A 21,465-nucleotide genomic window follows, 5' to 3' on the forward strand; every position below is an offset into this window, starting at 1 on the left:
GATGCAATATGGAGACGTTTTTTACCAAAGTGACTTTGATGGTGATTATTTGCCTTATCTTCTGTTCTTTTGAGGGAAAAGTTTTTGGTCAAGCCAAAGAGAGGCCGAATGTCATCATGATATTTATAGATGATATGGGCTATGGGGACTTGAGTGCCTATGGAAACTGCGATATCCAAACACCCAATATGGACAGGATTGGTGCAGAGGGAGTGACACTCAAAAGGTTTTATGTTGGCTCTCCTATCTGTTCTCCCTCTAGGGTTACCTTGATGACTGGACAGTATCCGTCCAAGTTTAAAATCACCTCTTTTTTGGCCAATAGGGCGAGAAACGAAAAAAGAGGGATGGCCAATTATTTAGATGCAAGTGTCACTACCATGGCCAAGGTATTTAAAAGTGCCGGTTATTCCACTGCCCATTTTGGGAAATGGCATATGGGAGGCGGACGGGATGTGGGAGAAGCTCCCTTGCCTGCTGCGTATGGGTTTGATGCATCTTTGGTGTCTTTTGAAGGTTTGGGTGATCGATTATTGGATAAGGGGCATGGATTGGCAGAGGAAAGTGCAAAATTGGGAAAGGGAAAGGTTACTTGGGTAGAAAAGCATGAAAAGACACCGATTTATGTAGACAGAACCCTTGAATTTATTAAGGAGCAGCGAGGTGAGCCCTTTTATATAGATCTATGGCCCAATGATGTGCATGACCCTTTTCATCCTAAGGAAGAGCATGTGACCATGTTTTCTGAGTATGCCAACAATCATTATTATCAAAAATACCTGGCAGTCATTCACCAGTTGGATAAAGAAATAGGACGGCTTTTGGATGGTTTGGAGCAAATGGACCTTCTGGAAAATACCCTTATCATCCTTAGTAGTGATAATGGCCCGACTGATTGGGGATATTATTATAAGGAGAATTATGATCCCCCGGGAGATGCGGGACCTTTTCGAGGTAGAAAATGGAGCCTTTATGAGGGAGGCATCAGGGTGCCATTTATGGCGAGGTGGCCAGGGCATTTCAAGCCGGGTACTGTCATGGAGTCCATTGTTCACGCCACGGACATTTTGCCTACGCTGATTGCTTTGCTGGGACTTGAGTCAAGCGAAACGGAATTTGACGGGGAGGACCGTAGCGAAGTATTATTGGGCAATGCAGCAGAAAGACGTAAGCCCTTATTTTGGGAATATGGAGGGGAATTTGATATATCGCCAGGAAACCCGAGATACAGGAGTCCCCGATTGGCAATAATGGAAGGAGAATACAAATTATTGATGAATATGGACCGTAGCCAAATAGAATTGTACCATATTACTTCGGATATTGCAGAGACAAGGAACCTTGCCGATAGTCAGCCACAAATAGTCTCCCGATTAGGAGAACTGCTGCTAAACTGGAAAAGCAAGTTGCCTTGATCTTACTTGTACTTGATTTCCCGGTCAGAAAGCTTAGTTTTAAGTGGTAAAGACCCTTAGTTATTAACCCAGAATGCCATGAAAAGAATTTTACTCACCCTATGTATATTTGTTGGGCTGTTAGTGGAATTGTTTGCAGGAGTTAAACCTGTGTTCCATAAACTGACCACACAAGATGGGCTTTCGCACAGTACTGTCTATAGTATGGTACAAGACCATAAAGGCTATATATGGATAGGGACCAGGGAAGGGCTGAACAGGTATAATAGCTACGATCTAAAAACTTATTATAGCGAGGAAAAAGGAGGCAAAGGCTTAAGTGCGGATGAGGTTCTTTGCGTGGAAGCCGTGAATGGTGAGCGACTTTTTATAGGCACCTCTATTGGTTTAGACCGGTATGATTACAATACAGACAGGATAGAAAACATTCATTACGGAGGAAAGCCTTTGGGCTATATCAAATATCTTTTTGAATCCAGTGATTCTCTTTTGTATGTCTGCTCTACGGATGGGCTATTTCTGGTAAATCAGAAGAATGAGGTAAGCAAATTGAGACAAGAAGTCATCTTGGCCATCGCTGAGTATAAAAAAGACGTGTTTTGGTTGATGACAGTAGAAGGGGTATATCTGGTAAACAAGCAAGGGGAAACGATTAAGGAATATCCTGATTTCAGGCCCAATAGACTGACCAGAAATAATTTTTATTCCATGTTTAAAGATAGCCAAGGTACGATGTGGCTGGGCGCAAAGGAAGGGGTTTTCCGTTATTCTCCCAAAAGGGATGCATTTGAGAAAATTAGTGCCTCATCTGCCGTTCAGGATATTTCCTTGGTCAGGGCCATCAGCGAAGATGATCAAAACAGACTATGGCTAGGTACTGAAAACGGGCTTTATATTTATGATCAGAAGCATGGTGATTTTGAGCATTATTCCCAATCATTTGATCAGTCTCCCTATGCCTTAAGTGATCAATCTGTGTATTGTATTTACAAAAGCCGGGAAAGTATCATGTGGATGGGAACCTATTTTGGGGGTGTTAATTTTGTAAAATTAAACGATACAGGTTTTGTCAAACTAGTTGCTGATGGAGGTAAGTCTGCTTTGGGCGGTAAAGCTGTCAGCCAAATCATGGAAGACCGGAAGGGTAATTTGTGGATTGGCTCGGAAGATGTAGGGGTGACCGTTTGGGACAGCAAGCGAGAAAACTTCAGCTATTTAAAGCACAAGAAAGGTAAGGTCAGCATCAGTGGAAATAATGTCCACGCCATAGAGGAAGATGATGCAGGGAATATTTGGATAGGAACTTTTCTTGAAGGAATTAACCGATATGATCCTTCAACCGGGAATTTTAAGGTTTATAAACATAGACCTCGCAAGCCCGGTTCGATATCCCATAACAATGTGTTTTCTTTAATGAAGGATTCGAAAGGCAAAATATGGGCGGGAACCTGGGGAGGAATCAATATATATGATAAAGAAAGCGATAGTTTCCATTTGTTTAAACCCCATCAAATAGGTCAGAAATTTATCTATGATATGATCGAAGATGACCAAGGGATATTTTGGATTTGTACTCGAAATCATGGGATTTATAGATATGATTCCAATAGGGATAGCCTGACTTGGTTTAATAAGGATTTACCCAATAATCATGGATTGACGGCCAATAAAGTGATCAGTGCATTTCAGGACTCAAAAGAAAGAATTTGGTTTGGTACTTTAAATGGGGGGCTATTAAGATGGGATGATGCAGAACAAAAGTTTATCACCTATACAAAGGATGATGGCCTGCCCAATAATAATGTTTATGGGATTTTGGAAGATAGGAGTGGAGCCCTTTGGATGAGTACAAATAAGGGACTTACGGTATTAAGGCCCGAAACTGGGGAGTTTGTCACTTACGATAAATCAAAGGGCTTGCAGGATGTGCAATTTAACTTTAAGTCCAGTTATCAGGACAAAGAAGGTAGGATGTATTTCGGAACAGTAAATGGTCTCTATCATTTTCATCCTGACAGTATTAGGGCTGTGAATATTCCTCCCAGCGTACACTTTACGGAGATGAAGCTGTTCAACAAACCTTTACAGGTAGGGGGAAGTGAGAGGATACTGGAAGCGCAGATCGATGAGACGGAATACATCCAACTTAATTATAGCCAAAATGTGATCACATTTGATTTTGTGGCGACCAATTATTTTTCACCAGGAAAGAATGCCTATTCCTACTACTTGGAGGGCTTTGAAAAGACCTGGAATAAGCCAGCGGAGCAGAATTCGGCCACTTATACCAATCTTTCACCCGGAGATTATGTCTTTCATGTGAAGGCTGCCAATCCAAATGGAGTATGGTCTGGAGAAAGAAAAATCCGATTAACTGTGACACCACCCTTTTGGTTAACTATATGGGCAAAACTGTTTTATTTGCTTTTGGTGATCGCTGTGATATATGGTTATAAAATATATCTAAGTAGGAGAAGCAAGGAAAAGGTGGCTTATCAGTTGGAAAAGGTTGAAAAGGATAAGATGAGGGAATTGCACCAACATAAGCTCAATTTCTTCACCTATATATCACATGAATTTAAGACGCCATTGACATTAATTATTGCTGCCATTGACAAGTTCTTGGAAAATAGCCAGAAAGACAGTATTGAAAATCAAGATTTTAAATTGATCAAAAGGAACGCAGGAAGGTTACATTTTTTGATTGAGCAACTTATGGACTTTAGAAAGACAGAATCAGATCATACCTGTCTGAAACCCAGGCAAGGAGATATTGTTTTGTTTCTGAAAGATACTTTTAATGCATTTATTCCTTTGTATAATAAGAAGAACATTTCGTTTAATTTTCAGGCCGACAGAGAGAAAAAAGAAATTCTGTTTGATGCGGATAAGGTTGAGAAAATCATCACCAACTTGGTCTCGAATGCCATTAAAAACACCCCGGAATTTGGTGAGATCAATATGAGTGTAAGTATGGTTTCTTCAAAAGATAAAGAAGATTCCATACAAATTCAATTGGAAGATAATGGGAGAGGCTTGTCTAAGGAGGATAGGGACAAAATATTCCTGCCATTCTATCAAGCAGAGCACAATAAACCGAACAGTTCAGGTTCAGGAATTGGCCTAGCTTTGGTCGGCAGTCTTGCAAAGTATTTGGGAGGAAGTATTGAAGCGGAGATTATGGAAGAAGAAGGAACACGTTTTACCATTTTGTTGCCGATTAATATCAAAACCAATGAAGAGGAAAATTACAAAAAAGTCATCGGAAATAAGTCATTGTTAATAGATGAGGATCTTTATGAAATCAATGAAAACGAAGAGGTAGACCAATCTGTTGAGAAAGAGGATCAAGTTATTTTTGATATGATGATCGTGGAGGATAATGAGGAGATGCGAAAGTTTCTTGTTGATTATTTTTCCAAATATTATAAGATCATTTCAGCAAAAGATGGACTTTCTGCATTGGGAAAAATCAAGAAAAATGTGCCTGATGTGATTATCTCAGATGTAGTAATGCCTCAGATGGGCGGAGTGGAATTGTGTGAAGTTATTAAGAGTAATATCGATACCAGTCATATTCCTTTTATTTTACTTACGGCCAAATCGACTTTTGAAAATAAAATGGAAGGCCTTGGGATCGGTGCAGATGCTTATTTGCCCAAACCTTTCAACTTGCAGGAATTAAGGCTGATTGTTAAGAATACATTGGAATCCAGAAATAGTCTGAAACAACATTTTCTAAAGTTTGGAAGCATAGATAATTATGAAAAACCAGTTAATAATAAAGATCACGAATTTTTGAAAAAACTGATTGAGATTGTGCACCTAAATCTGGAAGACCCTTCTTTTAATATTACCAGTTTCAGCAAGGAAGCAGGAGTAAGCAGAACCCTACTTCATATGAAATTGAAAAAACTGGTCAACTTAAGCGCAACAGAATTTGTGAAGGCTATCCGTTTAAAAAGATCAACCATTTTATTGCTTGAGGACAAGAATGTTTCTGAAGTAGCTTATGCGGTAGGCTTCAGTGATCCCAATTATTTCAGTAGGACATTTAAGGAAAAGTATGGAGTTCCACCATCTGGCTATAAAGAAGGTTATAAACCGATCGATAATAATTTGAGTGACTTCCATGCATTTGTACAAAATTAACCAATAATAATACTTCAACATCAATTTGATTTTTAATGATTACCAAAAATAAATTAAGACAAAGGCCAGTGAAAATCATGTTTGTAATGACCGCTTTTTTCATGGTCGCTTTATTTTCGTCCGTGAGTTATGGTCAAGAGCGTCCCAATATTATCCTGATATTGGCAGATGATTTAGGATATGGAGATGTGGGCTTTAACGGTAGTGAAATTCCCACTCCCCGAATCGATGATTTGGCTTCTAGGGGTATCATAATGGATAGATATTATGTAGCTCCGGTATGTTCTCCTACCCGTGCTGGTCTAATGACAGGCAGGTATCCCGACCGCTATGGGTTAAGAGAAACGGTCATTCCTCCCTGGCGAGATTTTGGAGTGGATACTGCAGAGGTCTTTTTGCCAGAGATCCTGGAAAAGGCAGGCTATAAGCACCGGGCAATGATTGGGAAATGGCATTTGGGGCATTCAAAGCTAGCCTATCACCCGCTCAATAGGGGCTTTACCCATTTTTATGGTCATTATAATGGGGCCATCGATTATTTTACCCATGAAAGAGAAGGAGAACTTGACTGGCATGATGACTTCGCACCTTCTTATGACAAGGGCTATGCCACCGATTTATTGGCAGATGAGGCTGTGTCCTGTATAAAGGAATACAATGATGGTGAAGCACCTTTCTTCATGTATGTAGCCTTCAATGCGCCTCATGGGCCATTACAGGCGAAAGAAGAGGATTTGGTAGCAAGTGGTTTTGATAAAAGTTTGCCCAAGTTTTCTACCAATAAGGGTTATGGTGAATTGGGCCGAGGAAATACCAAAAAACAGACCTATGAGGCGATGGTAAGGGCATTGGATAGAGGAATAGGGCAAATTATGGATGCCCTGACTGAAGAGGGAATTCTGAAAAATACCATTGTGATCTTTCATAGTGACAATGGTCCAGCTCCAGGTGAAGGCGGTACTGCTGGAAATCTCAGGGGGCACAAGTTTCAAGAGTGGGAAGGAGGCGTGCGCGTGCCTGCTGTGATATACTGGAAGGAGAAGTTTGATGGAGGTAGAAAAATCGATCAGGTGATGGGCTTTGTGGATATGCTTCCCACATTAGCAGAATTGGCAGGATATCAGGGCGAAATGAAGAGGGATTTGGACGGGCTGAGCATGGTGCCGGTGTTAGAGGGTAAGGAGGAACATATTGAGCGGAATTTTTACCTGGGCTGTGGGGCAATGGTCAACCAAAACTGGAAGCTGGTAATGGAAAGTGGGGGCAATCCAGGTATGGAGCTAAAAGAAGATATATTGTTCAACCTGCAAAATGATCCCTACGAAACCAAAAATGTGAAAGGAGTCTACGAAGACAGCTTTTTGAAAATGAAATCATTGATCCAAAAGTATGAGGAGATCCAAGCAGAGGTAAGCGTCCCTCCCTATCATGTAGGCAAAAAAGGTTTCAAGGCACCAAAGGAATGGAAGATTCAGTAATGTGAGTTGATTGAAATATGATCCTTCCTTGTCTTTGAACTGGGATACTTTAAAAATCAATTTGTTTGTGATGAATAGGTGACAGGTGAATCTAGTTCGTCCAATTTTAAATTTAATTTACAGCATGGCTATTTGGAGAAGTATAATTGCAGGAATAATTTCTTTATCCTTACTACTTTTTTGTTTTTCGTATTCCTTTGGTATGGGGAATAAAACAAGGTGGCCGGATCAAAAGCCCGTAAATATTATTCTTATTATGGCGGATGATTTAGGCTGGGGTGAGCTAGGTTGCTATGGCAATACCTTTAATGAAACGCCTAATTTGGATGGGATGGCCCAAAATGGATTGCAATTCACCCATGCCTATGCTGCAGCACCCGTTTGTTCTCCAACCCGTGCCAGCTTGATGACAGGACAGTATCCTGCAAGGGTAGGCATTACCGATTTCCTTGCGCCAAAGTCCGAACGGTTTTTGGACCCAAAGCAATATGTTACGATGAATGAAGCATTGAATATGGAGGGGTACCAAACTGGAATAATCGGTAAATGGCATTTGGAGACCAATTTTATAAGTGGACTCGGAGGACCTCAAAATCATGGATTTGATGAAGTCATCGCAACGGAGACGAAATATATTGCAGATGGGGATTATTTTGCCCCGTATGATAAAATAGAAAGCCTAAAAGGGGAAGAAGGGGAGTTTTTGGCAGACAGGTTGGCCAATGAAGCAGAAAAATTTATTGAGCGGAACAAAGAGAAACCATTCTTTTTGTATTTGTCACATTATAGTGTGCATACAACCTTGGACGCTCCAGCGTCAACTGTAAAAAAGTACAAGCGAAAATTTGATGAGAAATATGGAGCGGGGATGGCCGATAAATTATTTGAAAATCAGCCAAGAAATAGGCATCGATCCAAACATCTGGACAATCCATATTTGGCAGCAATGCTTGAACATCTGGACCATGGTGTTGGAAGGATATTGAGAAAATTGGAAGCTTGTGGTATTGCAGAAAACACCTTGGTAATCTTCTTTTCAGATAACGGAGGGGCCGGCAATGTGGCCAATAATGGTGGATTGAGGGCCAACAAAACTTGGCTGTATGAAGGAGGTATCAGGGAGCCTCTTTTGATGTATTGGCCTGGGAAGATAGAAGGGGGAAGGGTGAGTAATGTGCCAGTTTCAAGTATTGATTTTTACCCTACCTTTTTTAATTTGGCAAAGGGGAAGCGGAAGAAAAAGACAAATTTAGATGGAATTGATCTATCGGAATTAATTATCAATGGAAAAAAGCCAGGTGATAGACCATTGTTTTGGCATTACCCGAGTGAAACCGGAAATTGGGAGAATAGGATGGCAAGTGCTGTCCAATATAGAGGCTTTAAGCTGCTTGAATTTTATGAGGATGGAAGGTTAGAGCTTTATGATCTGAGCCAAGATAAAGCAGAGAGAGAGAACCTGGTAGATGCCATGCCCCTAAAGGTAGATGACCTTTATGGTATGCTTGAAAAATGGAAAACAGAAGTGAAGGCTGAAATCCCAGTTATTCAAAAAAAGTAACTTATAAAAAATATGATAAAGCAAGACATGAATGATTTTTATAATATTCTTGGAAAGCTCGTGTTGGGCGTATTGTTTTTTTTGAAATTATCAGAATTATATGCACAGGAGGAAAATGGTGAAGTCCTTCAAATGGCAGATCCCACCATTTTTTATCATGAAGGTATTTATTATTTGTATGGCACAGGAAGGGCCGATGAAGGATTTCAAGTTTACACATCCAATGATGCTAAGACGTGGTCGAGCCCAGCAGGAAAGCTTAAAGAAGGTTTTTGTCTCCATGAGGAGGATGTTTTTGGAGATCGAGGGTTTTGGGCACCACAAGTGTTTTTCGAAAAGGGAAAGTTTTATATGGCCTATACAGCCAATGAACATATTGCTTTGGCAGAAAGTGATAATCCCCTGGGCCCTTTTCGTCAGACAGTAAAGCAGGCCATTGAAGGTGATGGTAAGATGATAGATCCTTTTTTTTATAGGGACCAAAAAGGTAAGGCTTATTTGTACTTTGTAAAAGTAGCAAATGGAGGTAATAGGATTTATATGGCCGAAATGAAGGAAGACTTGAGTGGCATAAAGAGAGAAACTGTGAAGCTTTGCATTGAAGCTACCGAGCCTTGGGAGAACATGGAAAATGCAAACTGGACAGTGACAGAGGGACCTTCAGTCTTATTTCATAATGGATATTATTATTTGATATACAGTGCAAATGACTTTAGAAGTAAACATTATGCCGTGGGAGTCTCTGTAAGTGAAAATCCAACGGGACCTTGGAAGAAGATGGATAACCAGCCAATGCTGAGTCAAGATTTATTGGGCGTTCCCGGAACCGGTCATGGAGATTATTTTTCTGTTGGAGATGAATTATATTATGTGTTTCATACTCATAACTCTGCTGACCGTGTTGGACCAAGAAAGACGGCTTTGATCAAACAGGATTTTATCGGTCAAGATGGAGGAGTAGCTATGTTAAAGTGTTTGCAAAAAAGCTGGAGATATCTATACGAAATCAATCTCTCTGAATAAGTATAAGAATAGATTAGGAATTCAAAATGGGTTCAATTAAATATATGGCTAATCAAAATCGTGAAGGGATTTGGTATTTCTTTCTGTTAAATCTAATTTCTTTGACTGCTAAGGTATTCTAGTGCTATAGTTTTCCATGTTACATGATGTTGAAATCAGAATTCAATTATCCCACTATTGCCGTATGAGATAGGAACTAAAAAAGGGCGGTTTTTCCGCCCTGATTGGTTTTGTGCAATCTTTGCTGATTACTAGCTGATTTTTTTTGAACCGTTTTGTGAAGGATTTGGAAGTGGTTTTGACGTTGTTAACATAAATAAGTGAAAATAATAAATTAATATAATCGATTAAAGTAAACCAAAGGATTACTGAATTTTTGCTCATAATAGATGAAATGCAATTGATGGTTCGACTTAAACATTCTGTTGGTTGTAATAATGGCTTAAAAAAGGAACATGATTTAAATTTTCATCTCCAATTCTCTAATAGGCTCTTAGTAAGTCGTGCGCAAAAAGTTATTATTAAGGTATTCAGCCCATAAAAAATAAGCCTCGGGTTTTAGGTGGATGCCATCTATGGTCAATTCTTTTTTAAGTTCTCCTGTTGGGGTGGACATGATTTTATTGATTTCGACGAAAGTAATGCCCCGATTCTTGCAGAGTATTTGAAGGTGGTGATTTAGTTTTATGATAGATCCACCTTTGTTTTTTAGGTAATCATATTTTAACACCTCTTCATTTAGTGGTAAAATGGATTGTATATAAATCTTGGTTTGTGGTAACTGGTTTTTGAGCTTTTGAATGATTCTATTGTGGTTTTTGACTATTGTCTCTACAGGCAGCCCTCTGCCTAGGTCGTTTATGCCTATGCAAATGAACAAATGCTCAGGCTGTAGCGCAATGATATTGTCTAGCCTGGCCAATACACCGAAGGTATTGTCTCCTCCGATGCCTCGATTAGCAACAGTGAATTCTGGTAGCAATTCTTGCCACTCACCTTTTTCGGTAATACTGTTTCCAAGAAAGACAATATTGTGTTTGATAGGAGGGATTTGATTGTATAATTCCATTCTTTGTTGATAATACCAGTTGTGGTATGAACTATCAATTTTAATTGTTGTTTGGGCGATGCTGTTTGACCAGAAAAGTAGGAGGAATATGCTGATATATAGGGGAGCTAGTTGTCTCATATGTAGGTGTTCAGTTGGTTAATAATCCATTTTCTTTTAAAAATTGGGCCCAATGGTAGTAGGCAATCGGTTTAAGGTGAATGCCGTCACTGGTTAAGTTCTTTTTTAGGTTTTTTGTTTCATCCTCAAAAACTGGCCATAAGTCGATATAGGATACTTCAGGGTAGGATGCTGTTAGCTTTTTCAGTTGATGGTTTAGGGTTTTGATGTTTTCGTTAGTGACTTTTGAAAAAGATGCCGGTATCAGTTCTTTGTTTATGGGCAAAACACTTTGGATGTATAATTTCGTGGTGTTTTTGTCTGACAAGGTTAATCGAATGATTTTCTCATAGTTTTTAAGAATTAGAGGAATTGGAATTTCTCGTTTGAGGTCATTGACCCCAATCAACAGAAAGATCTTTTCAGGCGAGGTCTCTAATAGGTCCTTATATCTGGCAAGAACTCCGAAAGAAATGTCACCGGATATACCCCGGTTTGCAACTGGTAGTCCTGGTAAAACATCTGTCCAATCTCCCGCTTCCGTGATGCTGTTCCCAAGAAAGATGATAGGAGATGGTTTGCTTGGAAGTGATGAAAAGAAATTGATCCTATCCATATAGTGCCCATTGGCAAAGCTGGAGTCAATCGATGTTTGAGCTGATGATGTCCCATGTAGCCTCATGATGAAGATGGCCGTTGCTAGAAGGAATATAATGGATTTTGAATATGTAGTGCTCCCTGGATGTAGTTTTCTATGGAGCATAAAAGTAAATGGATATTTGCACATGTTTTTTAATAATTTTATTATTTCGTTAATATTAGTAAATAAAATTATTAATTATAGGGTAAATGACTAAAATATGAATTATTTATTCTGCTTGAAGTAGTCTTTTTCTCACTAATTGACAGGCTCCTAGGGCACCAGCTTTTTCTCCAAGTTCTGACAAGACAATTTTACTGTCATTGCTTACTAAGCTAAGCGAGTATTTATTGATAGCCATTTTGATAGGTAAGAACAAATAATCTCCTGTTTTAGCAAGACTTCCACCAATGATGACCAGTTCAGGATTATATAAATGCAATAATGCAGATATTCCTCTTCCCAGCTTTTTGCCTATTTCGTCGATGAGTTCTATGGCTAGGACATCATCGTTTAAAGCGGCGTTTATGATGTCATTTAATTTTAAGTCATTTTCTGATTTTATCCTTTGAGATAGTGTGGACTGCGAGCCTTCTTGTAATTTTTTGTAGAATTTACTGATCAGTGCGCGTCCGGATGCTTCGGTTTCAAGACATCCTTTTTTACCACAATGGCAAATGATTTCATTTTCAAACAAAGGTATATGACCGATTTCTCCTGAAAAACCAGATTTTCCGTATACCAGCTTTCCGTCGGTCATGATTCCCATACCGATGCCATAGCCTGCATTGATGAAAAGTACATTTTTTTCTTCTTTTACTATTCCTCCTCCTTTAAATTCCCCAAATGCCATTGCTCGGCTGTCATTTTCTAGGAAGGTGGGGAAGCCGGTTTTTGTTCTGAATACCTTGCTTAATGGATTTTCGCTAAAGTTAAAATAACTGTAGCTGTATCCTGTCTTATAGTTGATTCTTCCGGAGAGATTGATGCCTATACCGATGATTTTCGATTTAGGAACATTGAACTTATCAATTTGCTGGTTGATTATCTTGCATAGTTCGTCCAGGGCTTCTTCTGTATTGTCTAGGTTGTAGGGGATATGTGGAAGGAATTTGAGTAATTGGTTTTTGAAATCAGTGAGGCCAAGGTTGATGTATTCCTTTTTGACTTCTATCCCGACAAAGAAGGCAGATGAAGCGTTCAATCCATATAGATTGGGACGTCTGCCCACGGATGAATCGACTTTTCCATAGTCTTGTACAACTCCAATTTCGGTCAGTTCAAGTATGATCTGTCCCATTTTGGGAGTACTGATTTTTAAGGCCTTGCTTAAGTCCTGAATGGTAGAGTTACCAAAGCTTGAAAAATAATTGAGTGCTTTTTTCTTTAAAAGGTGGTTTTTGTAAGCTACTCCAGATAGATCTTCGGCTTTAAGGCTTTCAAAAAAGCTGTTTTCAGGCAGGTTTGACATAATTTATCGTGTCTAATTTGGGGAAGTATTATCTGATTAATCAACTAAATTAATTAAATAAGCTATTATTAAGAAATAAATTTTTAAAGTATTTCGGCTTTTGTTTTGAAGTGGATATGCTTTTGAAGTGGGATTGTTTTGAGATTTAATTGAAAATGTGGTTTTATGTTGATCTGGCATTTCAAAGCTTTGGTTTAATTGGTTTAATGTTATTATAAATTTTTTTCACTTCATTTAATGTAATAAATTATTTATATCATTGTTAATTAAAAAAATAATTTATTAATTAGGTGCTGGATTTAATAACTAGTTAATATCACCTCGATAGTTTCTATTTTGATTAGGGAAATACTCCTATTGGCTTTATGGATACCCTGTATGTCAATTTGATCAGATATATAAGCGTGGAAAGGAGGTGTTCCTATGAGTTATGTAAGCTTTGTACTTGCCTAAAAAAATGAATAATATGAATTCACCGAAGCGAAGAAAATTTTTGAAAAGTACCTCCTTATTAGGGGCATCCTTATTCGCAGGATCCGCTTTAGTTAAGGGAGGGCAATTGCCGGCCTTAGAAGGACCTTCTCCTATTGATCTTATAAAAAAGGATGATGTCGGTCTTCCAATAACAGGGACATTTTTGGATGAGATTTCTCATGATATACCACACCAGAATTGGGGTGAAGAAGAGTGGGATGCTGATTTTCGTCATATGAAGCATATAGGTATTGATACGGTTATTATGATTAGGTCCGGTTATCGCAAGTTTTTGACCTACCCCTCCAAGTATTTGATGAACAGGGGCTGTTACCGACCGGGGACTGATCTGCTAGATATGTACCTTAGGTTGGCGGATAAATATGGGATGAAGTTTTATTTTGGATTATATGATTCAGGGGAATACTGGGACACGGGGAATTTATCTGCAGAAATTGAGCATAACCGATTTGTGATCGATGAAGTATGGGAGCAATATGGACAAAAGTATAAAAGCTTTCAGGGTTGGTATTTAAGTGGTGAAATCAGCAGGAAGACAAAGGGGGCGATTGATTCCTTTTACACCTTGGGAAAACAATGTAAGGATGTGAGTGGGGGACTTCCTACATTTATATCTCCTTGGATAGATGGGAAAAAGGCTGTTTCTGCTGCATCAAAGGATCTTAGTAAAGCGGAGTCAGTATCGGTAAAGGAGCATGAGGAAGAATGGGGTGAGATATTTTCAGGAATCCATGAGGTAGTAGATGCATGTGCTTTTCAAGATGGCCATATCGATTATGATGAATTGGATGCTTTTTTTACTGTAAACAAGCAATTAGCGGATAAGTATGGGATGAAGTGTTGGACCAATGCTGAGAGCTTTGATCGGGATATGCCCATCAAATTTTTTCCTATTAAGTTTGATAAGCTGCGAATGAAGTTGGAAGCCGCGAAAAGGGCTGGTTATGATAAAGCGATCACTTTTGAGTTTTCACACTTTATGAGTCCTCAGTCAGCCTATCTACAGGCAGGTCATTTATATAATCGTTACAAAGAATATTTTGAAATCAAGAAATAATGGAAACCAAAACAAATCTGCGATATATTCTTTTTTTGTCGGTTATAGCGGCAATAGGAGGTTTCCTGTTTGGTTATGATACGGCAGTAATTTCGGGGACGGTTAATATGGTGGCGTCTCAATTTCAGCTTGACTCGATGGAGCAAGGCTGGTATGTTGGCTGTGCATTATTAGGCTCTATCCTAGGAGTGGCTTGTGCTGGAGTGATGAGTGATTATTATGGGAGGAAAAAGATGTTATTGCTTTCTGCAATGTTGTTTTCAGTTTCAGCAGTTGGTTGTGCTTGGGCCGGGAATTATACTCACTTGGTCATTTATAGAATTATAGGTGGTGTAGGTATTGGGATGGTTTCTATCATTTCTCCTATGTACATTTCGGAAATAGCTGAACCAAAATACCGTGGGAGTTTGGTCTCTCTATATCAATTGGCAATAACTATCGGTTTTTTAGGTGCTTATTTGATGAATTTTGAATTGGCCAAGTTGGCTGAGCATTTGAATACCTTTGGATGGATGGAACTCGTTTTTCAAGAAGAAGTTTGGAGGGGAATGCTGTTGATGGAAATATTACCAGCAGGCTTGTTTTTAGCGGTTTTGATTTTTATTCCTGAAAGTCCTCGTTGGTTAATTGTTAGAGGGCAAGTTTCTTTGGCTGAGCAGGTTTTTTCAAAAATAACAGGATCAGTAGAATCTGCTAAGCATAAAATCATTGAAATACTCAGCCAACATAAAAAGGACGATTCATTAAGTGTTTGGGAGTTGATGAAATCCAGGTCTGTCCTTCGGCCAATACTGATAGGAGCTGCGATTGCTATTTTGGGACAATTTATGGGGGTAAACGCGGTTCTATATTATGGTCCTACAATTTTTGAGCAAAGTGGCCTTCCAGGAAATGATGCCTTGTTTTATCAGGTGCTTGTTGGATTGGTGAATGTTTTAACAACTGTTCTGGCTTTACTGATCATTGACAAGTTGGGGCGGAAGCAATTGGTGTATTTTGGGGTTTCTGGAATGTTGGTCACCCTGATTCTAATCAGTGTGTTTTTTAGCAAGGGGGAACAATGGGGGCTATCTCCACTGATTTTATTGGGTTTATTTTTGGCTTATGTGTTTTGTACAGCTATATCTATATCTGCAGTGATTTTTGTGTTGCTATCCGAAATGTATCCAAATAAAATCAGAGGGATAGCTATGTCTATTGCAGGTTTTGCTTTATGGGTTGGGACTTATCTAGTGGGGCAGTTGACACCGGTATTGCTGGAGGAATTATCCCCCGCAGGAACCTTTGTGCTTTTCGCTTTTATGTGTTTGCCTTACTTATATATCATTTATTATATGGTTCCCGAAACAGCGGGGAAATCATTGGAAGAAATAGAAGGGTTTTGGGAATTGGAAGCCCAAGATGTTGGAGAAAAAGTCTATAAATAAGTCCGTTTTGATAAATCAAGATGGCTTAAAATGAAATAGAATATGAAAGATTACGCGAGTTTATATAAAAGTGAGCTTCTGGATAATGTAGTGCCTTTTTGGATGAAATATAGTAAGGACGCCATAAATGGAGGGTATTATACCAGTCTGGATACAAAAGGAAAAGTGTTCGACAGGGATAAGTTTATGTGGCTCCAAGCACGCGAGGTATGGATGTTTTCAAAACTCTATAATGAGGTCAGCCAAAAAGTAGAGTGGAGGGGAATGGCCAAACACGGGCTGGATTTCATCCTTAAAAACGGTAGGGACAGCGAAGGGAATTTTTATTTTTCTTTGGATGAGAAAGGGAATCCTTTGGTCCAAGCTTATAATATTTTCTCTGATTGCTTTGCCGCGATGGCCTTGAGTGAATACAGCCGTATTGAAAGTCAAGAGATCTATGCAAAAACTTCCCTGCAGGTTTTTGAAGCCATTCTAAGGAGACAAATTAATCCAAAAGGTAAATTCAACAAGAAATACCCGGGAACCAGGGACATGAAGGACTTTTCCCTGCCTATGATCTTATGCAATTTAACCTTGGAATTGGAGCATTTATTGGACAAGTCTAGGGTGGATATATTGGCTAGAGAAACAGTCAATAAAATACTAAATGATTTTTATGATCCTGAATTTGGTTTAATGAGGGAAAATGTTCCTTTGCACGGGGGCTTTGCTGATACCTATGAGGGACGGTTGACCAATCCGGGGCATGCGTTAGAAGCCATGTGGTTTGTGATGGATGTGGCTGAAAGGTTTGATGATAAGTCTCTAATAGATCAGGTGGTAAATATTGGATTGAAGACTTTGGAATGGGGCTGGGATCAAGAATATGGGGGCATATATTATTTTTTGGATATACAAAAACTTCCTTCCGAGAAATTAGAGTGGAACCAAAAGCTTTGGTGGGTCCATTTGGAAGCCTTGGTTTTTTTGGCGAAGGCATATCAGCATACCAGAGGGGAAGAGTGTCTTCAGTGGTTCGAAAAGGTGCATCAATATGCATGGAAGCATTTTAGAGATGAAGAAAATGGAGAGTGGTTTGGCTATTTGGACAGATATGGTGATGTGCTTATTCCTGCCAAAGGGGGAAAGTGGAAGGGATGCTTCCATGTGCCCAGGGCCTTGCTCTTGATTTGGAAGACTTTTGAACGTTTACAAGGGGAGGAGATAGAAAATAAATTTGTTGCAGATCAATAATTAAATAGCTATGAGATATCCGTGGATATTATTCTTAAGCATGTTTTTTCATGTGCAGGTTTGGGCTCAAGTTTCAGAGCGAGTAAACTATAAGACAGTTGATGGGGAGGAGCTTTATTTTGATTATTATCCTGCCAATACAGGGAATAGCCAAAAAAGTATCGTGTTTGTTCATGGTGGAGGGTTTTCAGGAGGAAGTCCTGAAGGTCAGGCTCCTTTTGCTGAGGAAATGCAAAAGAGGGGCTATAGTGTTTTTGTTATCTCCTATCGTCTTTATGCTAAGGGCCATGGTTTTGGCTGTGATTTTCCAACACCTGAAAAACTCAAAGCTATTAGGTATGCGGCAGAAGATGCTGTGTCAGCCACCCGATTTATAGTAGAACATGCTGAAGATTATGGTGTTGATTCCGAGCAGATTTATTTGGCAGGAAGCAGTGCCGGAGCAGAAGCGATTTTACAAGTGCTTTTTAATCCTTTCAAGTCAAGTATGCCAGAGGCATTCTACATTGCTGAGGGATTTACATTCAAAGGGGCAATGTCTTTTGCAGGGGCAGTTTTAGACTTAAGATTGGTGAACAGGGAGAACTGGATACCTCTTTTGCTTTACCATGGTTCCAATGATCAATTAGTACCATACGAAACCGCACCGCACCACTTTTGTCCAGGGACAAGTCCCGGATATATGATGTTATTTGGATCCATGTCCATTTATGAAAAAGCAAAATCCCTAGGGCTATCAGTAGAACTGCATGCCTATCGTGATGGAGGGCATGAAATCAGTAATGCCATGTTTCGGGCCTTTGATGTAATGGATAATTTTATTAAAAACACACCAGCTCCTGAGAGTGATGAGGTTTGGTATTACCTTCATGATAGGTCAGACTGGGATAAATTAGGTAAATAGACATGAATAGAAGAAGTTTTATAGCCAAAGCAGGTTTAGGTAGTCTGTTGGTAAATCCGTTGAACTGGCCATTTGCTGCAAATGCTATAAGTAATCAAGCTGTCAGTAAGGCCAAGTATGTTCCGGAATCTAATCTCTATCGCGCAGATATAGTCATAGCTGGTGCAGGCTTAGGGGGCTGTGCATCTGCTTTGGCAGCACTTAGAAACGGTTTTTCAGTGATTATGACGGAAGAAACTGATTGGATCGGAGGTCAATTGAGCCAGCAAGGAGTGCCTCCTGATGAGCATGACTGGATAGAGGATCAGGGTTGTACTGAGCTTTACAGAGTGTTCCGACAAGCTGTCAGGGCCTATTATGTAGATCATTATCCACTTGTCAAAGAGGAAGCAGGAAATCCTCTTTTGAATCCAGGAAATGGAGTAGTTTCTGCATTATGTCATGAGCCTTTGGTAGCCGTTAAGGTTCTAGAGCAGTTGTTTGCTCCCTATATCAGTAACCGTCAGTTGGTTTTGTTGAAGGAGTGGAAGGTCAAAGATGCTGTGGTTAAAGATGATAAAGTGAGCCAGCTGGTGGCTGTCTCCCTTCGCTCTGGAAAAGAGCAGGTATTGGAGGGGAAATACTTTGTGGACGCTACGGAGTTGGGTGATTTGTTGCCTATGACAGGGACAGATTATCAGAAGGGAACTGAATCAAGGGAGCAAACAGGTGAACTGCATGCTGCTGAACAAGGAGATCCGGATAATCAACAAGCATTTACCATGTGTTTTGCGATGGATTATGTGGAAGGGGAGGACTGGACGATTCCAAAACCTGATAATTATGAGTTTTGGCAGTCTTTTAGACCTGAAATGGAGCCAAAATGGGCAGGAAAGTTATTAGAATTGAATTATAGTAACCCCAAAACTCTAAAGCCGAAAGCATTGGCTTTTGATCCTCGAGGAACTGAGTTCGATGGACTTTTAAATTTGTGGAATTATAGAAAGATTATCGATAAGCATAATTTTGATAAAGATTTTTTTGAAGGGGACATTTCCGTAGTAAACTGGCCTCAAAATGATTATTTCCTTGGGAATCTGGTGGATGTAAATGAAAGTGAGTTTAAGCAGCATGTAGAACAATCCAAACAGCTTAGTCTCTCTCTTTTGTATTGGTTGCAGACAGAAGCTCCGAGGGCCGATGGTGGAAAAGGTTGGCGAGGATTACGTTTGCGTAATGATATTATGGGAACAGAGGACGGTTTGGCCAAATACCCTTATATAAGAGAATCCAGAAGGATTAATGCTGAGTTTACTATTTTGGAAGAGCATGTGGGGAGAAAGCAAAGGGCACAGAAACTAGGACTATCCGAAGAAAATGTAAAGGCAGCTAGTTTTGATGATAGTGTTGGGGTTGGTTACTATCATATTGATTTACATCCAAGTACGGGCGGAGATAATTATATAGATTTCAGTTCTTTGCGTTTTGAAATCCCCCTTGGAGCCTTGCTTCCCAAGAAGATGAAAAACTTGCTTCCTGCCAATAAAAATATAGGTACTACCCATATCACCAATGGATGCTACCGCTTGCATCCAGTTGAATGGAGTATTGGTGAAGCTGTTGGAATGCTTTGCAGTTATTCGCTGTTTCATGAAATTTCTCCGAAAATTGTTTGGAAGGAGAAGGCGATTTTAAGGGATTTTCAAGCATTCTTACAATCTCAAGGTGTTGAAAATAAGTGGTCTCCAATAACTAAATGATGAAAAAGATATTTGCAGTCTGCATATGTATGTGCTTTAATATAGTTAGTCTCATGGCTATAGCACAAGAAGAAGGCAAGGTGTTAGCTAAAAAGGTGATTTTTATCCCTTTGGATGACAGGCCACCTTGTTTGCAGTTTCCGGTTAGAATGGGGGAGATAGCTTTGACTGAACTTGTAAGCCCGCCAGAGAGATTGTTGGGAAACTTGCAGGAGCCTGGGCAATCTGATGAATTGATTCAGTGGCTTTTGGCGCAGGACTATTCAGATGTAGACGCAGTGATCATTGCCGCAGATATGTTGGCCTATGGAGGATTGGTAGCAAGTAGAGTGTATCAGGTAGACGCGGAAATTGCCCTAGAAAGAGTTAAAGTGATTGAAAGTCTCCATAGTATTGCTCCTGAGGTGCCGTTATATGTACAGAGTGTGGTCATGCGTTTGGCGCCAACAGCTGATGGTACCAATGAAGATTATCGAGAAGCATTGGCAAGGTGGGCTGAGATTTCGGTAAGATCAGATGCAGCTGCTAAGAAGGAGGTCAAAAAGCTGAAAGATATCATTCCTAAGGAAGCATTAAGAGATTATAAGACTGCTAGAAAAAGAAACTTGCAGGTCAATCAGTTAATGATGGACTATGTAAACAAAGGAATGATCGATTACTTGATTTTATCCCAAGATGATGCCAAGCCAGAAGGAGTACATATGGAGGAAAAGAAAGGTTTAAGGAGATTTTTGGAGCAGCATCAGTTGGAGGAAAAAGTGACTATTCAGGCCGGTACGGATGAAGTTGTTATGCTACTTTTGGCTAGGGCAATCAATGATTTCGAAGGACTGGCCCCTAGGATAAAACCAGTTTTTTCTTCCACTGCCATGTCGGAAGAGGTAATGCCTTTTGAAGATAAGCCATTAAAAACAACTGTGGCCAAGCATATTGAGGCTGTTGGTGGCGTTTTGGTCCATTCTGAAGAAGAGGCTGATCTTGTCTTTTATGTCTATAGCTCAAGGAATTTGGATGGTGAAGCATTGCCTTTTGTGAAAAAGATAAGCCAAGCAATTAAAGAAGGTAAGCGTTTGATAATTGCCGATATAGATCCCATTGGAGATGTTCAGGGAGGGGCTGAGGAATTTACCAATTTGCTGGAGGAAGAGGGTGTTTTGGATAAAGTTTATGGCTATGCTTCGTGGAATACAGCCGGAAATACCATCGGGACAGCAATTCCTCATGGTGTGGTTTATTTTAATGGCCTACAAATGGCAGGTACAGATCAAAAGTTGCTGGGGAATGTGCAAAAAGCGCAGTATTGGTTTACGCTAAATAGGCTGATGAATGATTACTATTATAATAACCTAATTCGGAAATGCTTGAACAGCTATTATAAGCAAGTAGGCCGAAGTGCTTCTATAAGAACGGAAGATATTGTTTTAGAAATGGAAAGGAAGGGCAAGGAGGAACTGGAGAAAGAGGTAAATCGCTTGGAAAAGGTCTTTTTTGTTAAGGATGAGTACAGTATCGAAAATGTTGAGTTTTTTCTTCCTTGGAACCGAACCTTTGAGGCTTTAGTGGACTTTGACCTTGTTCGCTGAGGAGTGTTTATGATGTCAAATTGTTAAGAATGAGGAAGTAATGTGAATAAATATTTCACAAATAATTAATAAAAAATTTTATTAATTATTGCCATTTTAATTAATTAAAATTAAAT

The 21,465-nt window shown here is 39.6% G+C and carries 14 protein-coding genes; 11 read left to right on the forward strand and 3 right to left on the reverse strand.

The features are described 5' to 3' along the window. Nucleotides 1–8 precede the first annotated feature (8 nt). The 5 genes from KMW37_RS10880 to KMW37_RS10900 all read left to right on the forward strand — a co-directional run bounded on the left by KMW37_RS10880 (nucleotide 9) and on the right by KMW37_RS10900 (nucleotide 9,629). The gene (locus KMW37_RS10880; protein WP_215224651.1) at nucleotides 9–1,415 is read left to right on the forward strand and encodes a sulfatase family protein; all 1,407 of its coding nucleotides are present in this window, start codon (nucleotides 9–11) and stop codon (nucleotides 1,413–1,415) included. A 78-nt stretch (nucleotides 1,416–1,493) separates the two neighbouring features. After that, complete coding sequence (locus tag KMW37_RS10885) at nucleotides 1,494–5,567, forward strand: hybrid sensor histidine kinase/response regulator transcription factor (RefSeq protein ID WP_215224652.1); 4,074 nt, start codon at nucleotides 1,494–1,496, stop codon at nucleotides 5,565–5,567. 35 nt (nucleotides 5,568–5,602) lie between these two features. Next, nucleotides 5,603–7,045, forward strand: coding sequence for an arylsulfatase B (locus KMW37_RS10890; RefSeq protein ID WP_215224653.1), 1,443 nt, complete (start codon nucleotides 5,603–5,605; stop codon nucleotides 7,043–7,045). Nucleotides 7,046–7,247: 202 nt separating this feature from the next. Next, nucleotides 7,248–8,606 carry a sulfatase gene (locus tag KMW37_RS10895; protein ID WP_215224654.1) on the forward strand — a complete coding sequence of 453 codons (1,359 nt, stop codon included), beginning with the start codon at nucleotides 7,248–7,250 and terminating at the stop codon, nucleotides 8,604–8,606. Nucleotides 8,607–8,618: 12 nt separating this feature from the next. Beyond that, on the forward strand, nucleotides 8,619–9,629 hold the full coding sequence (locus KMW37_RS10900; RefSeq protein WP_215224655.1) for a glycoside hydrolase family 43 protein: 1,011 nt from the start codon (nucleotides 8,619–8,621) through the stop codon (nucleotides 9,627–9,629). A gap of 493 nt (nucleotides 9,630–10,122) precedes the next feature. Here the strand turns inward: KMW37_RS10900 and KMW37_RS10905 are convergent, their stop codons facing one another. From KMW37_RS10905 to KMW37_RS10915, 3 genes are all read right to left on the reverse strand, one after another. Beyond that, complete coding sequence (locus KMW37_RS10905) at nucleotides 10,123–10,818, reverse strand: GDSL-type esterase/lipase family protein (protein WP_215224656.1); 696 nt, start codon at nucleotides 10,816–10,818, stop codon at nucleotides 10,123–10,125. A 10-nt stretch (nucleotides 10,819–10,828) separates the two neighbouring features. Then, entirely contained in the window at nucleotides 10,829–11,584 is a 756-nt protein-coding gene (locus tag KMW37_RS10910) for a GDSL-type esterase/lipase family protein (protein WP_215224657.1), read from the reverse strand. Between the two features lie 82 nt (nucleotides 11,585–11,666). After that, nucleotides 11,667–12,908 (reverse strand): ROK family protein, encoded by a 1,242-nt coding sequence (locus tag KMW37_RS10915; RefSeq protein ID WP_215224658.1) that lies wholly within the window; start codon nucleotides 12,906–12,908, stop codon nucleotides 11,667–11,669. Nucleotides 12,909–13,374: 466 nt separating this feature from the next. Between KMW37_RS10915 and KMW37_RS10920 the strand changes: the two genes are divergently transcribed. From KMW37_RS10920 to KMW37_RS10945, 6 genes are read left to right on the forward strand one after another with little or no spacing between them, the layout of a single operon-like run. Further along, nucleotides 13,375–14,460 (forward strand): DUF4434 domain-containing protein, encoded by a 1,086-nt coding sequence (locus KMW37_RS10920; protein ID WP_215224659.1) that lies wholly within the window; start codon nucleotides 13,375–13,377, stop codon nucleotides 14,458–14,460. Next, nucleotides 14,460–15,887: a sugar porter family MFS transporter gene (locus KMW37_RS10925; protein WP_215224660.1), complete on the forward strand. Its 1,428-nt coding sequence runs from the start codon at nucleotides 14,460–14,462 to the stop codon at nucleotides 15,885–15,887. Before KMW37_RS10920 ends, KMW37_RS10925 begins: the two co-directional genes overlap by 1 nt. Before the next feature lie 42 nt (nucleotides 15,888–15,929). Further along, complete coding sequence (locus KMW37_RS10930; protein WP_215224661.1) at nucleotides 15,930–17,123, forward strand: AGE family epimerase/isomerase; 1,194 nt, start codon at nucleotides 15,930–15,932, stop codon at nucleotides 17,121–17,123. Between the two features lie 10 nt (nucleotides 17,124–17,133). Beyond that, on the forward strand, nucleotides 17,134–18,027 hold the full coding sequence (locus tag KMW37_RS10935) for an alpha/beta hydrolase (protein WP_215224662.1): 894 nt from the start codon (nucleotides 17,134–17,136) through the stop codon (nucleotides 18,025–18,027). A gap of 2 nt (nucleotides 18,028–18,029) precedes the next feature. Further along, nucleotides 18,030–19,766 (forward strand): FAD-dependent oxidoreductase, encoded by a 1,737-nt coding sequence (locus KMW37_RS10940; protein ID WP_215224663.1) that lies wholly within the window; start codon nucleotides 18,030–18,032, stop codon nucleotides 19,764–19,766. A 53-nt stretch (nucleotides 19,767–19,819) separates the two neighbouring features. Then, nucleotides 19,820–21,349 (forward strand): DUF4127 family protein, encoded by a 1,530-nt coding sequence (locus tag KMW37_RS10945; protein ID WP_215224664.1) that lies wholly within the window; start codon nucleotides 19,820–19,822, stop codon nucleotides 21,347–21,349. The last annotated feature ends 116 nt before the right edge of the window (nucleotides 21,350–21,465 follow it).

This window comes from Echinicola shivajiensis, from assembly GCF_018642165.1.
In the GTDB taxonomy this organism is placed as follows: domain Bacteria; phylum Bacteroidota; class Bacteroidia; order Cytophagales; family Cyclobacteriaceae; genus Echinicola; species Echinicola shivajiensis.

Coding starts and splice junctions, on each gene's coding strand:
- KMW37_RS10890 (WP_215224653.1), top strand. CDS start 5,603: ATGATTACCAAAAATAAATTAAGACAAAGGCCAGTGAAAATCATGTTT.
- KMW37_RS10910 (WP_215224657.1), bottom strand. CDS start 11,584: ATGTGCAAATATCCATTTACTTTTATGCTCCATAGAAAACTACATCCA.
- KMW37_RS10880 (WP_215224651.1), top strand. CDS start 9: ATGGAGACGTTTTTTACCAAAGTGACTTTGATGGTGATTATTTGCCTT.
- KMW37_RS10940 (WP_215224663.1), top strand. CDS start 18,030: ATGAATAGAAGAAGTTTTATAGCCAAAGCAGGTTTAGGTAGTCTGTTG.
- KMW37_RS10895 (WP_215224654.1), top strand. CDS start 7,248: ATGGGGAATAAAACAAGGTGGCCGGATCAAAAGCCCGTAAATATTATT.
- KMW37_RS10885 (WP_215224652.1), top strand. CDS start 1,494: ATGAAAAGAATTTTACTCACCCTATGTATATTTGTTGGGCTGTTAGTG.
- KMW37_RS10945 (WP_215224664.1), top strand. CDS start 19,820: ATGGCTATAGCACAAGAAGAAGGCAAGGTGTTAGCTAAAAAGGTGATT.
- KMW37_RS10920 (WP_215224659.1), top strand. CDS start 13,375: ATGAATTCACCGAAGCGAAGAAAATTTTTGAAAAGTACCTCCTTATTA.
- KMW37_RS10915 (WP_215224658.1), bottom strand. CDS start 12,908: ATGTCAAACCTGCCTGAAAACAGCTTTTTTGAAAGCCTTAAAGCCGAA.
- KMW37_RS10900 (WP_215224655.1), top strand. CDS start 8,619: ATGATAAAGCAAGACATGAATGATTTTTATAATATTCTTGGAAAGCTC.
- KMW37_RS10930 (WP_215224661.1), top strand. CDS start 15,930: ATGAAAGATTACGCGAGTTTATATAAAAGTGAGCTTCTGGATAATGTA.
- KMW37_RS10935 (WP_215224662.1), top strand. CDS start 17,134: ATGAGATATCCGTGGATATTATTCTTAAGCATGTTTTTTCATGTGCAG.
- KMW37_RS10925 (WP_215224660.1), top strand. CDS start 14,460: ATGGAAACCAAAACAAATCTGCGATATATTCTTTTTTTGTCGGTTATA.
- KMW37_RS10905 (WP_215224656.1), bottom strand. CDS start 10,818: ATGAGACAACTAGCTCCCCTATATATCAGCATATTCCTCCTACTTTTC.